Here is a 13,059-nt window from a genome sequence, read left to right on the forward strand (position 1 = left end):
GCCCTTCTGTTTTACCGCTGCGGCTGCAACTCAGCCGACGCGGAAGCGGTCGCTGTTGATCAGCCCGTCGTTCCGGGGCAGGTAACTGTCACCGTAGTGATCGTGCGAGACGTAGGCGTCCTGCACCGCCGCCTTGGCGCGGTCCCAATCGAGCTTGGACTGGCCACGACGCTGCGGCCAGTCGGCCTCCAGTTCGCTCGACAGCGTGTCGTCCCACGGACGGTCCGTGTGGCGACTGCGCGCGTACGCACCGTAGCGGTAGGCGTCCCGGTACTGGTTGTAATCGGCGTCCGGATCACGGTACGGCGCACGGTCGAATGCTTCGACGTGATAGGCGTCCACACGCTCGTACAAGGCGTGGGTGCGATCGGTACGGTCCCATGCATCGCGTACGGCGGGACGTGCATCGTCCCAGGCGAGCTTGGACTCGCCGCGGGTGCTTTCCCACTCGCGCTCGAGATCCGCTTCGGTCTCGTCCCAGCCGCGCGTACGGTCCGCTTCGCGGGCCTGCAGGCCGAAGCCATATGCCGGCGCGTAATCGCGGTCGAAATCGTGGTCCGGTTTCACATAGTCGCGCTCGCGGTGGGCCTCTCGCCAGTACTCGGTCTCGCCGGTCGGATCGATGCGCTCGGCAATGCCCTTGCCGATCGCAGCGCCGGCAACCACGCCGATTGCCGCGCCGATCAGGGTGCCAACCGGGCCGAACACGGTGCCGGCCGCCGCGCCTGCGGCCGCGCCGCCGGCCACGCCACCGAGGCCGACGCCAACGGGATGCGCGCCCGGCGCCTTGGTGATCGGATCGCGATTCATGTCGCGGCCGTTGTCATGGGTGTCGTCGTGTTTGCTCATGCGTCGCTCCAGCGGTGTGGGATCAGGCGCCCACCGTGAGTGGAGCCGCATGAAACCGCCGTCGTTGAAAGCCGAACATGCGCAGGTCCGTTCAGCCCCCCGGCTCGGACGCGTCGTCCACCGTCCTGCCGGTCTTGAGATTGCGATGCGGTCCCGGCTCGCTGCGGAAGCGCGGCACCGCCGCGACCACCAGCAACGCGACGGCAGTGGTCAGCAAGGCCACCATTTCCTCCCCCATGCCGGCCGCCATGCCGATCGCCGCCGTCATCCACACGCCCGCCGCCGTGGTCAGACCCTCGATGCGCTCCTCCTTGCCCAGTTTGAGGATGGCGCCGGCGCCGAGAAAGCCGATCCCCGACACCACGCCCTGCATCACGCGCGTCACATCCCCACCCTCAATGCCGCTGAGCAGGGGCGCCAGCACGAACAGCGCCGAGCCGATCGACACCAGGATGTGGGTCTTCAGGCCGGCCGCACGGCCCTTGCGTTCGCGCTCCCAACCGACGATGCCGCCCAGGATCGCGGCCACCAGCACCCTGACCACGATCGTGGTCATGGTGTCCGCATCCGGAAGCGCGAGTTCGCGCGCGAGCGCCGCTCCCACCTGGTCGAGCACGCTCACTGCGCCACCCGGGCGCATGGCTGGGGATCTTGGAGAAACAGCAGGAGTCGCGACATTGTGCAGGGCCCGATTTGACTGCGGAGGAGCCTAGCGACGACCCGGTAGGATCGAAGTGAGGGGCCTTCCACGCCTGCCGGGCCGGAAGATCGCCTGATCGCGCATCGCCTGTTGCGCTTGAAAACGCCGGCGCCGGCAGCAGGTTCATTGGCTCCCCCCGCGGACTCCATCATGCCCACACTCTTCGATCCCCTGACCGCCGGCGCCCTGAGGATGCCCAACCGCATCGTCATGGCGCCCCTCACCCGCAACCGTTCCCCCAACGCGGTCCCCCTGCCGCGGACCGCTGTCTACTATGCGCAGCGCGCCACCGCGGGCCTGCTGATCTCCGAGGCCACGGCGATCACCCAGCAAGGCCAGGGGTATGCCGATGTGCCGGGGTTGTATGCCCCGAACAGCTCGACGGCTGGCGCCGCGTGACCGATGCCGTGCATGCCGCGGATGGCCGCATCGTGGTGCAGCTGTGGCACGTCGGTCGCATCTCGCACACGTCGTTGCAGCCCGATGGCCAGGCGCCGGTCGCCCCTTCGGCGATCCGCGCCGACGCCAAGACCTTCATCCACGACGCCAGTGGCAATGGGGCGTTCGTCGATACGTCCGCGCCACGCGCCCTGGATCTCGGGGAATTGCCAGGCATTGTCGAGGACTACCGGCGCGCCGCGCGCGCGGCGATCGATGCGGGTTTCGATGGTGTCGAGGTGCACGCCGCGAACGGCTACCTGATCGACCAGTTCCTGCGCAGCGGCAGCAATACGCGCACCGACGCCTATGGCGGCAGCATCGAAAATCGCGCCCGCTTCCTCGGCGAGGTGATGCAGGCCGTGGTGGCGGAGATCGGCGGCGGACGCACGGGAATCCGCATCTCGCCGGTCACGCCGGCCAATGATGCGCACGACCCGGAGCCGATGCCGCTGTTCAAGCATGTGGCAGAGGTGCTGGCGCCGCTGGACCTGGCCTTCGTGCATGTCATCGAAGGCGCCACTGGCGGCCCGCGCGATTACCGGCAGGGCGATGCGCCGTTCGACTATGCCGCGCTCAAGGCGGCCTACACGGATGCGGGCGGCAAGGGCGCATGGATCGTCAACAACGCCTACGACAAGGCCTCCGCCCAAGCAGCGATCGCATCCGGCTATGCGGACGCGGTCGCGTTCGGCCGGGCATTCATCGCCAATCCCGACCTGGTCCGGCGCCTGCGCGAGGACGCACCTCTTAACGAACTCGACCCCGCCACGCTCTACGGCGGCGGCGATGCCGGCTACACCGATTATCCAACCCTGGACTGAGACGGGCGCGGGTAGCCGGCGGTCAGGGCCGCGTGGGCGTCGGCATGGTCTGGAATTCCTGACCGGTCACCGGATCACGCGCCCGACCGGGCGTGGTCTGCTGTGCATCCGGCACGATGCGGCCCTGGGCGTCGCGCACCGGCGTGGGAACCGCCGGTGCCGGCTGTATGGGTTGCGTCGTCGTCGCTGGCCGGATCGGCGTGGAGGGTCCGCTTTCCGGAATGGTGCCCACGGGATGGGCGCGTTGCGAGGCATCGGCCGGAATCGTGGCCGGCTTCGGCTGCGTGGCGGTCTGCGGCAACGGATTGCTCGGACGCTGCAGTTGCTGGGCCCAACCGGGCGCGGTGACGCAGGCGGTCAGCAGCGCGGCGGTCGACAACAGGGACATGCGGTTCATGGCGGCGCCTGGGATCGGGGAGTGTCCCGACGCTAGGCGCCGCGTCATGCAGCGGGCATGAATTCCCCGTACTCAGTCAGTCCACGCAGATCGTCGAGGCGACACCATCGCGGACACGCTGCTGGCAACCGAAGGGATTGGTATCGACGCTGCATTTGCCGCCGACCTGGGTGCCATCCACGCTGCCTTCCGGGGCGATGCACTGGCCCTCGCACTGATCGCTGTCGATGCAGGCCTTGCCTGCGTCGGTGGTCTGCAGCAGGCACTGCTTGACCGGTGCACGGCCCAGCTGGGTCCACTGGCCACCTTCGCGCATGCAGTCGGTTTCGTTGGTGATCGTGGCCTTGTCGGGACCGCCGATCGGCATGACCCCGTCCACACGCTCGGCGGGGGCGCTGCAGGCCGCCAGCAGGGCGACGAGGATGACGGAAGCGATGCGTTTGATCATGGGACAGGTCCGCGGGAAGGTGGCGGCGAGTCTAGCGACGACCATGTGAACTGGTGTGCGTGGGGTGCGCGGGCCGCCGAGTGCGGACGGCGATCACCCCGGCCATGTCGATCGCGACGATCTTCGCTCGTCGTCACTGATGCCACCAACCGCCAACACTTCCGGGGAGTTCGATCATGCGCACACTTGTCGTCGCCGCCTTCCTCAGCCTCGATGGCGTCATGCAGGCCCCCGGGGGACCGGACGAAGACCGCGATGGCGGCTTCCAGTTCGGCGGCTGGGTGGCGCCCCACGTCGATGTGGCCTTCGGTGAGGCAATGGGCGCGTTGTTCTCGCGGCCTTTCGAGTTGCTGCTCGGCCGGCGCACCTACGACATCTTCGCCGCGCACTGGCCGCGCGTGCCGGCAGACAGCGAGGATGCGGGACTGGCCGACCTGTTCAACCGCACCGCCAAGCACGTGGCCACGCACAGGCCGGCGTCCCTGGACTGGCGCAACAGTCACGCGCTCGGCAGCGATGCCGTTGCCAGCGTGGCCGCGCTGAAGGCGCAGGACGGGCCGACCCTGGTGACCCAGGGCAGCAGCCAGCTGGTCCGACAACTGCTTGCCGCCAACCTCGTCGACGAACTGCGCCTACTGACGTTTCCGATCGTGCTGGGCGCCGGCAAGCGGTTGTTCGACGCGGATTCGTATCCGGCGGGCTTCAGGCTCGAATACGGCGCGATCTCGCAGAACGGCATCGTGATCGCCCGGTACGCGCGGACCGGTGGGGTCGAAACCGGGTCGTTCGCGATCGATTGAGCTCGAGCCTGCGGGAGCTGCCTCCCCGCACCCGTCCCCCGACGCCGCGCCCGTCATGCGCGGATGTCTGCCGTGCATGCGTGCATTGGATTCCTTGCGCGCACCCGGCCGGCCGACAGGGTGCCTGCCGGCCTATTGACTACATCTGTAGTCAGGTGCATGGTGACGACACGTGTAGTCACCGAGAAGTGTCATGGCGAAGAAAACCGTCGGGGATCAGGAACTGGCCCTGCTGCAACATCTCGCGGAAGCCGGCCCGTCGAGCGTCGGCGAAGTCGCCGCGACCTTCGGCGAGCCGCGCGGGCTCGCCCGCTCCACGGTGCTGACCATGATGGAGCGGCTGCGCGCGAAGTCGTATCTGCGCCGCAGCCAGTCCGGGGGCGGCGTGTTCCGCTACGCCCCGACCACCCAGCAGGACGAGGTGGTGCACAGCGCGATCGGCAGTTTCGTCGAGAAGACCCTGCAGGGTTCCGTTTCGCCGTTCGTGGCCTGGATGTCGGAGCGCAAGGAGGTGAGCGCCGACGAGCTGGCCGAACTCGAGGCGCTCGTCGCCACCCTGCAATCCAAGCGTCGGGAGTCCTGACATGGCCATCGCGCTGTTGATCGACACCCTGCTGCCGCGACTGCTCGCCGCCAGCATCCAGGGCACGCTGCTGGTCACCCTGGTCTGGGCGCTGTGCCGCGCCCTGCCGCGACTCTCCCCGAATGCGCGCTGCTGGCTGTGGTGGCTGGTCGCCCTGCAACTGGTGGTCGGCCTCGTCTGGTCGAACCCGGTGGCGCTGCCGCTGCTGCCCGCGTTCGAACAACTCGCGATGCCGGTCCCGCCGGTGGAACCGATGCAGGCGGGCGCAGCCGGGCTTGCGGCGTTCGCAAGCGGCGATCCGGTGCAGTTCGCACCCGAGGCGTCGACGCCCTGGTCATGGCCGCTGCTTGTCGCGTCGATATGGCTGCTCGGGCTCGTCGCGATGATCGCCCGCAGCCTGTCCGGCCTGCGCGCGTCGCGACGCCTGATCCGCACGGCCGAGCCCTGCAGCGATCGCACCCTGTTGCAGGCGCTCGTACTGGCCGCCGACGCGCATGGCCTGCGCGCTGCGCCCGATGTCCGCGTCTCCGATGCGATCACCTCGCCACAGCTGATCGGCCCCTGGCACCCGGTGCTGCTGCTGCCGCGCGGCTACGGCGAGGCGCTGCAGGCCGACGAGCTCGACATGGCGCTGACCCACGAACTCGTGCACCTGCAGCGGCGCGATCTGTGGCTGGGTCTGCTGCCGGCGCTTGCCCAACACCTGTTCTGGTTCCACCCGCTCGCGCACCTGGCAGCGCGCGAGTACGGCCTGGCCCGCGAAGGCGCTTGCGATGCCGCAGTGCTGGCGGGTCACGAACACGGCGCCCGCGAGTACGCCCAGCTGCTGCTGCGCCTGGGCATCGCGCCGCGCCCCGAAGCCGGGCTGGCCAGCGCCTCGCCCGACTACACCTTCCTCAAGCGGAGACTGACCATGCTCAAGACCACCCGCCCGCTGTCGAGTGCCATTGCCCTGTCGACGACCCTGCTGGTCGCGACCGTCGGCGTGCTGCCCTACCGCATCACCAATGCCGCGACGCCGCCCGCGCCGCCGGCGCCACTCGCACCACCGGCTGCCTCGACCCTGCCTGCCCCGCCCGCCCCGCCGGCGCCCCGCGCGCCTGCCCTGCCCCCACTGCCTGCGACGCCGCCTGCTCCCTCGGCGCCCGCTCCGATTGACCTGCCGCCCACGCCCACGCCCGCACTGCCTGCCGAACCGACCGCGCCGCCTGCGCCGCCCGCTGGTGTCGTCAACAGTTCGCGTGGGCACGTGCACACCATCCGCACCCGCCACGATGGTGACGGCGAGGGTGCGCTGCGCGGTACTTTCACCCTCGGCAAGCCGGGCGCCGAGTCCTACGTGCTCATCGATCCCGAGCACAACGTCGCCGTGGGTTCGACCGACGAACTCGCCGAAGCCCGCGCCGCGCAGCGTGGCAATGAATCATTGCTGTGGCTGCGTCGGGGCGATGCGCGCTACGTGGTCCGCGATGCCGACACCATCGGGCGCTTCCGCGAGGCCTTTGCCGACGTGGCCCGGCTGGGCGAACGGCAGGGGGCGTTGGGTGCTGAGCAGGGGGCGCTGGGTGCCGAGCAGGGTGAACTCGGTGCGCGGCAGGGCGAAATCGGCGGACGTGTCGCCGACCTTGCCCTGCAGGCGGTGCGCAATGGCGACGATGCCTCGCGCCGCACCGCGCTCGCCGCGCTCGAGGCCGAGTCGCGCGCGCTCGGTGCGAAGCTGGGCACCATGAGCGGTCAGCAGGTTGCACTGGCCGAGCAGCAGAGCGCCTTGGCCCGCCAGCAGGCCGACGCCCAGGCCCGCGCCAACCGGCAGGCACGTTCGTTGCTCGACGAAGCCGTTTCCAGCGGCCGCGCCCAACGCCTCTGAGCCGACTCAGTGTGGCCCGACGGCCCGGTCATCGACCGGGCCGTTCCGCTATGTACCCCACGGCGAGCCAGGCGTGGCCGATGCTCGGGTACGCGTCGGGCCGATGCGTGGATAGCGTGCCGAGGCTGATCGTTCGGCTGGCTCGCTTGACCAGTGATGGGCTGGACCTGTCGCCACCGGCCCCTTTCGCGGCGCGATCAGCTGCGCCACGTGGGGCGACCCAGCACCCGGGCACACGTCGATGCCTGCGCGTTCAGTGGCCACGCGCCTCGGCAACAGGACCGGATGCCGGCTTTCGTGGCCGGTTGGACCCACAACGGCGGCCGGGCGGGCCGCCATTTCTTTCAGTCGCAGTCCGAAATGCCCACCCGCCTTTCGCGCCGTGATCGCCGTCCGCGACGCCCGCGCGGCGAGCTCTGATGGTGACAGCGCGTATCGCCGCACGGCGCGTCCTGTGCAGGGGCCGGCTAGCCCTCAGCGCGGGACCGCAGCAGCGCCTGCGATCTTCAGCGGCACACGCGCCAGAGTGCTGTCGGAGGCCAGATACAGCGTGTGGCGATCGGCATCGCCGAAGGTCACGTTGGCGACCGGGCCGCCGGTCGCGATCCTGCCCAGGCGCGTACCGTCGGCCGCGAACACCAGCACGCCACCCGGACCGGTCGCGAGCACCGTGCCGTCGGCCGCGATCGCCATGCCGTCCGGCAGGCCGGGCGCGTCGTCACCGACCAGATCCGTGGCATCGGCGAACACGCGCCGCGAGGTCACCGCGCCGGCGGCATCGAGCGCATAGGCCATCCAGATCGCGCGCGCCGGGTCGGAATTGGCGACGTAGAGCGTGCGTTCGTCGGGCGAGAGCGCGATGCCGTTGGGGCGCGTGAGGCCGTCGTCGAGCAGATGCACGCTGCCGTCGGGGTCGAGCCGGTAGACGCCATTGAAAGGCAGTTCCTTGACCGGAGATTCGTCCAGCCCCTCCAGGCCATACGGCGGATCGGTGAAGAAGATCGCGCCGTCGCTGCGGGCGACGACATCGTTCGGGCTGTTGAAGCGACGGCCGTCAAAGGCGCGCGCGAGGACGGTCTTGCGCTTCGTGCGCGGGTCGAGCCGCGCGAGCGTGCGGCTGCCGGAATCGGCCATCAGCACGCTGCCCGACGGCTCCACGAACAGGCCGTTGGCACCGGCCTCGCGCAGTACCTCGGTCGGCGGGCCGTCGTAGCCGGACGGCTCTAGAAACACAGAGATGCCGTCGGTGTCGGACCAGCGGTGGATGCGGTTTTCCGGCACGTCGGTGAAGAGCAGATAGCTGCCGTCGTCGATCCACGCCGGCCCTTCGGCCCAGGTGAAGCCTTCGGCCAGGCGCTCGATGCGCGCGTCGGGCGCAACCACGTCGTGGAAGCGCGGATCCTCGGCGCTCAGCGCGGCGCGCGACTGCGCGACTGGCGTGCTCGCGCAGCCACCGATCAGCGTGGCGCAGATCAGGCCAGACAGCGGGGAAAAAAAGCGCATGGCATGCCTCATACAGGTCCGGACGTTGAAGCGTGCCACGTTGGCTGGGCAAGCGCCGTACGCCTGCGCCGGGAAGCGGTGGGCACCAGTCACACCCGGGACAAGCCGAGGCGGCGCCCCACTGCGTCCGCAACAGAGCTTTGCTCCGGCGCCCGTTTAATCCGCCGCCGACCGGCTCCAGTTTCTGCCCGCGGCCGCTCCCCTTCCGGCCGCGATGCCGCCGCCCAGGAGTTTCCATGTCCCGTTTGCCCGCGCTCTTCATTTCGCACGGCTCGCCGATGACCGCGCTCGAGCCCGGCAAGGTCGGCGAACGCCTGGCCGAGCTGGCTGCCAGCCTGCCGCGGCCACGCGCGATCGTGCTTGCTTCGGCGCACTGGCTCACCCGCTCCCCGCAGGTCGGCGGCGCGGCGACGCCCGGGACCGTGCACGATTTCGGCGGCTTCCCGCAGGCGCTGTTCGACATCCGCTATCCAGCGCCCGGCGATCCGGTACTGAGCGCGCGCGTGGCCGCGCTGCTGCAGGGGGCCGGCCTGCAGCCGCAGGTTGATCCGGACCGCGGGCTCGATCACGGCGTCTGGGTGCCACTGCGCCTGCTCTATCCGGCCGCCGACATTCCGGTGGTGCCGGTGTCGATCCAGCCCGGCCTCGGTCCTGCGCACCAGCTGCGGATCGGCCGCGCGCTCGCGCCACTGCGCGACGAGGACGTGCTCGTGATCGGTTCGGGCAGCATCACCCACAACCTGCACGACTGGCGCAGCTACGACGAGGCGCGACAGGCGCCTTACGTGCAGCCCTTCATCGACTGGATCGAACAGCGGATGGCCGCCGAGGATGTCGATGCCCTGCTCGACTACCGGCGCCAGGCGCCGTACGCCGAGCGCGCGCATCCCACCGATGAACACCTGCTGCCGCTGTACGTGGCGATGGGCGCCGGCGGAACACCAATGCGCGCGCAGCGGATCGATGCGGGCATCGACATGGGGTTTCTGGCGATGGACATCTACCGCTTCGATGGCGAGCCGGCGCCGCTCGCTGACTGAGCACACACTGGAGTGCGCGGGACGGGGCTAGCGTGCGCCCTGGCGATGACGCGACAGTGCGGCTTGGTCTCGCGAACCAGCGAATGCGGCATCGGAACATCTGCCCCCACCCAACCCTCCCCCGCTTGCGGGGGAGGGCTCCGGCTTACGGCGAACCTTGGGAATTGGCGCGATCCGCAGGCGATCAGCCGCGTTTGCCCGTCCGCTCGCGCATGTGGGCTTCGTCATCGAGCCAGTTCTGGTCCTTGTTCTTCAGGAAGAACACGTAGACCACCAGCGAAACCGCGATCACCAACGTCGCGTAGACCACGAAGGCCGAGACCCGGTCCGACTTCAGCGCTGCCTGGTAGGCCAGGGGCGCGGTGCCGCCGAAGGCCGAGTTCGCCAGTGCATACCCCAGGCCCACGCCCAGTGCGCGCACGTGCGTGGGGAAGAGCTCGGCCTTCACCACCGCGTTGATCGAGGTATAGCCGGTCAGGATCACGAAGCCGATGGCGAGGATCACGAATGCCGACAGCGCACTGGTCTGCTGCGGCAGCGCGGTGACCAGGTACCAGGTGTAGAGCACGCCGCCGATGCCGAAGAACACCAGCAGGCGCTTGCGGCCGACGCTGTCCGACAGCCAGCCGCCGACCGGCTGCAGCAGCATCAGGAAGGTCAGCAGGCCGAGGTTGATCCAGGTGCCGACGATGGCGTCGTCGCCGGCGAACGCGGCCTGGATCATCTTCGGGCCGTTGACCGAGTAGGTGTAGAACGCCACCGTGCCGCCGGCGGTGATCAGGAAGCACAGCAGCAGGGGACGCCACTGGTGGACGAACAATTCGCGGATCGAACCCGATGCCTGCGCGCCGCCAGTCCTGGCGGCTTCAATGGAATCGGATTCCAGCGATTCGTCCATCGTACGACGCAGCCAGAACACGACGATCGCGGCGACGCCGCCGACGCCGAATGCCACGCGCCAGCCCCACTCGGAGATCTGCGACGTATCCAGCGTCAACAGCATTGCCAGCAGCGTCGCCTGCGCAAGCACGTGGCCACCGACCAGGGTCACGTAGTGGAACGAGGACAGGAAGCCGCGGCGGCCGGGGATCGCGGCCTCGGACATGTAGGTCGCGCTGGCGCCGTACTCGCCGCCCGTCGCAAAGCCCTGTACCAGGCGCGCGATCAGCAGCAGCACCGCCGCCCAGATTCCGATCTGCTGGGCGGTCGGACTGATCGCGATGAGAAACGAACAGCCGGCCATCACCGACACCGATACCGTCAACGCCAGGCGCCGGCCGTAGCGATCGGCGAAGCGACCGAAGTACCACGCGCCGATCGGGCGCATCAGGAAGGTCGCGGCGAAGATCGCCCATACGTACAGGGTGGAATTCTTGTCGTCCGGCGCGAAGAACTGAGATTCGAAGTACACCGCGAACACCGAGTACACATACACGTCGAACCACTCGACGAGGTTGCCGGCCGAGCCCTTGAGGGTGTTGGACACCGAACGGCGCAGGCTTGCGGGGCGCACGGCGCTGACGGCGGCGGGCGCGACAGGAGCACTCATGAATGGATCTGCTGGGCGGGACCGGGGCCGGAGTATAGGGGCGCTGCGGATTCATCCGCGGGGGCCGTCCACCAGCGCCGCCAATGGATGCCGATCGCATCCGTGATATTCCCCGCCCGTGTGCGAACCATCCAATGACAGGTGCACCACGGCAACCCATGGACACGACGGTTCCCATCGAAGACGAGCGCCAGGCATTCGCGAAGCAGCTGCAAGCGCACCACGGCATCGTTGCGACGGTGGCCGCGAGCTACTGCCGCGACCCCGACGATCGCGCCGACCTGGCCCAGGAGATCGCCATCCAGCTGTGGCGGGCGTGGCCGAAATACGACCCCGCGCGTCGCTTCAGCACGTGGATGTACCGGATTGCCCTGAACGTGGCGATCAGCGCCGTCCGCAATGCGGCACATCGCCACCGGCATGCAGTGCGGTTCGACGAGGCTCTGCACGACGTGGAGGATCCTGCGCCCAACGACCCGCAGGCCGAGCAACAGGTCCGCGCGCTGCATCGCTTCATACACGCCCAGGCGCCGCTCGACCGGGCCCTGCTGCTGCTCTACCTCGACGACCGCAGCCATCGGGAGATGGCTGAGATCCTCGGCCTCAGCGAGACCAACGTCGCCACCAAGATCAGCCGGCTGCGCCAGCGGATCCGCAACGAACTGTGAAGGACACCGCCATGGAACACGACGATCTCAAGGCCGCCTGGCAATCGCTCGAAGCGCGCATCAGCCGCAGCGACGCGCTGCAGCTGGCGGTCCTGCGCGAGACGCGGCTGGGCCGCGCGCGCAGCCACCTGCGCTTCTTCAAGCTCGGCCACTGGCTGCAATGCCTGCTCGGGCTCGGCCTGGTCGCGCTGGGCGTGATGTGCTGGACGCGCAATCCCGACATCGCCGGTCTGCTGGCCGCCGGCATCGCGGTACACGCATTCGGCGTCATCAACATCATCGGCGCGATATCGGCTCTGGTGCTCGCTGCGCGCGTCGACTACAGCGCGCCGGTGCTGCAGATCCAGCGACGGTTGGCCACCCTGCTGCGGGCCTATGCGCTCAACTCCGCGATCTGCGGACTGCCCTGGTGGATCATGTGGCTGCCGGTCGTGGTCGCAGTCGCCGGCCTCGACCGCATCCAGCCCGGCGCCGGCACGCCGTCATGGATCGTGTGGAGCCTCGCGATCAGTGCGGCCGGCCTGATCGCGACCGGTATCTACGCCATTCGTCATTACCGGCGCATCCTCGGAGCACCGGATGCCGAGACACGCGCCTGCGGCGACGGCGCCGACGGTATCCGCCGCAGCAGGCGCATGCTTGCCGAAATCGCCGAGTTCGAGGCCCACTGAGCTGGGCAGCCGCGCTGCCCGCCAACGTGTCGCCCTCGACCTGGGCTCGGCCGCGCCATGCAACGGGATGCCGCGATCACCCAGGCACGGGTCTGCGCGAGCGACGCCACAGGCGGGATGCCACCGGGTAGATCACGCGGTGGGCCAGCATCGAAACACCAGCCACCACGCTCGCGATCATCAGCGGCAACACGGCGCCGAACACGAACGTCATTGCCAGCACGAACCCGAGCACGCATTCGGCGCGATAGCCGGGCAACAGCAGTGCCAGTCCGAAGGCGGAGAACAGCACCAGGCTGGCAAGGTCCTCGCGCCCCTGCAGGAACGCCGCGGACAGAAGCACACCGGCGATCGCAGCGACTGCGAAACCTGCCACTCCCCCCACCATGGCGCGGCGCCTGTCATCGTGACGCGCGATCCGGCGGACACACCGACCCGACGCCCACCAGGCCAGCGCCGGCAACAGCACCAGGCCCCAGCCGTTCCAGACGGCGGGCAATCCGGGATCGGCAAGCAGATGGTGGCTGACGATGCCACCGTGCAGATGTTCCCACGCCAGGTGCGCCAGCTCGGCGACGGCCACAGCAACGACGATCCAGATCCGTGCCGCGCTGGCACGACTCCAAGCTGAAACTTCGATTTCCGGCTGCATCGCAGTTCTCCCCGAGGAATGCCGACTCTGCGGGAGGCGGCGACTGCGTACGCGTGAGATCGGTCACCGT

General features: G+C 69.2%; 13 protein-coding genes and 1 pseudogene. 7 read left to right on the forward strand and 7 right to left on the reverse strand.

What is annotated here, in order from left to right:
- Window positions 1-30 precede the first annotated feature (30 nt).
- Window positions 31-849 (reverse strand): hypothetical protein, encoded by an 819-nt coding sequence (locus tag CNR27_RS13015; protein ID WP_096299401.1) that lies wholly within the window; start codon window positions 847-849, stop codon window positions 31-33.
- 91 nt (window positions 850-940) lie between these two features.
- Window positions 941-1,471, reverse strand: a complete 531-nt coding sequence (locus CNR27_RS13020; protein WP_222843101.1) for an MgtC/SapB family protein — start codon at window positions 1,469-1,471, stop codon at window positions 941-943.
- Window positions 1,472-1,705: 234 nt separating this feature from the next.
- On the opposite strand from CNR27_RS13020, the pseudogene CNR27_RS13025 reads away from it, so the two are divergent.
- A pseudogene (locus CNR27_RS13025) lies at window positions 1,706-2,811 on the forward strand (alkene reductase); the annotation flags it as partial.
- A 22-nt stretch (window positions 2,812-2,833) separates the two neighbouring features.
- On the opposite strand, the gene CNR27_RS13030 reads toward CNR27_RS13025, so the two are convergent.
- The gene (locus CNR27_RS13030; RefSeq protein WP_096299404.1) at window positions 2,834-3,208 is read right to left on the reverse strand and encodes a hypothetical protein; all 375 of its coding nucleotides are present in this window, start codon (window positions 3,206-3,208) and stop codon (window positions 2,834-2,836) included.
- A 76-nt stretch (window positions 3,209-3,284) separates the two neighbouring features.
- Window positions 3,285-3,656 (reverse strand): hypothetical protein, encoded by a 372-nt coding sequence (locus CNR27_RS13035; protein WP_096299406.1) that lies wholly within the window; start codon window positions 3,654-3,656, stop codon window positions 3,285-3,287.
- Window positions 3,657-3,832: 176 nt separating this feature from the next.
- On the opposite strand from CNR27_RS13035, the gene CNR27_RS13040 reads away from it, so the two are divergent.
- From CNR27_RS13040 to CNR27_RS13050, 3 genes are all read left to right on the forward strand, one after another.
- Entirely contained in the window at window positions 3,833-4,456 is a 624-nt protein-coding gene (locus CNR27_RS13040) for a dihydrofolate reductase family protein (protein ID WP_096299408.1), read from the forward strand.
- Window positions 4,457-4,649: 193 nt separating this feature from the next.
- A complete protein-coding gene (locus tag CNR27_RS13045; RefSeq protein ID WP_096299410.1) occupies window positions 4,650-5,039 on the forward strand; it encodes a BlaI/MecI/CopY family transcriptional regulator in 390 nt (129 codons plus the stop codon).
- 1 nt (window position 5,040) lies between these two features.
- Window positions 5,041-6,906, forward strand: coding sequence for a M56 family metallopeptidase (locus CNR27_RS13050; RefSeq protein WP_096299412.1), 1,866 nt, complete (start codon window positions 5,041-5,043; stop codon window positions 6,904-6,906).
- 474 nt (window positions 6,907-7,380) lie between these two features.
- Here CNR27_RS13050 and CNR27_RS13055 read toward each other — a convergent pair whose 3' ends face one another.
- A complete protein-coding gene (locus tag CNR27_RS13055; RefSeq protein WP_096299414.1) occupies window positions 7,381-8,409 on the reverse strand; it encodes an SMP-30/gluconolactonase/LRE family protein in 1,029 nt (342 codons plus the stop codon).
- 236 nt (window positions 8,410-8,645) lie between these two features.
- On the opposite strand from CNR27_RS13055, the gene CNR27_RS13060 reads away from it, so the two are divergent.
- Window positions 8,646-9,449 carry a dioxygenase family protein gene (locus CNR27_RS13060; protein WP_096299416.1) on the forward strand — a complete coding sequence of 268 codons (804 nt, stop codon included), beginning with the start codon at window positions 8,646-8,648 and terminating at the stop codon, window positions 9,447-9,449.
- Window positions 9,450-9,633: 184 nt separating this feature from the next.
- Here CNR27_RS13060 and CNR27_RS13065 read toward each other — a convergent pair whose 3' ends face one another.
- Window positions 9,634-10,998 (reverse strand): MFS transporter, encoded by a 1,365-nt coding sequence (locus CNR27_RS13065; RefSeq protein WP_096299418.1) that lies wholly within the window; start codon window positions 10,996-10,998, stop codon window positions 9,634-9,636.
- 158 nt (window positions 10,999-11,156) lie between these two features.
- Between CNR27_RS13065 and CNR27_RS13070 the strand changes: the two genes are divergently transcribed.
- Window positions 11,157-11,666 carry an RNA polymerase sigma factor gene (locus tag CNR27_RS13070; RefSeq protein WP_245815632.1) on the forward strand — a complete coding sequence of 170 codons (510 nt, stop codon included), beginning with the start codon at window positions 11,157-11,159 and terminating at the stop codon, window positions 11,664-11,666.
- Window positions 11,667-11,677: 11 nt separating this feature from the next.
- Window positions 11,678-12,337, forward strand: a complete 660-nt coding sequence (locus CNR27_RS13075) for a serine/threonine protein kinase (protein WP_157745487.1) — start codon at window positions 11,678-11,680, stop codon at window positions 12,335-12,337.
- 76 nt (window positions 12,338-12,413) lie between these two features.
- Here CNR27_RS13075 and CNR27_RS15470 read toward each other — a convergent pair whose 3' ends face one another.
- Window positions 12,414-12,989, reverse strand: coding sequence for a hypothetical protein (locus tag CNR27_RS15470; RefSeq protein ID WP_179948186.1), 576 nt, complete (start codon window positions 12,987-12,989; stop codon window positions 12,414-12,416).
- Window positions 12,990-13,059 lie beyond the last annotated feature (70 nt).

The organism is Luteimonas chenhongjianii, assembly GCF_002327105.1.
Classification (GTDB): Bacteria; Pseudomonadota; Gammaproteobacteria; order Xanthomonadales; family Xanthomonadaceae; genus Luteimonas; species Luteimonas chenhongjianii.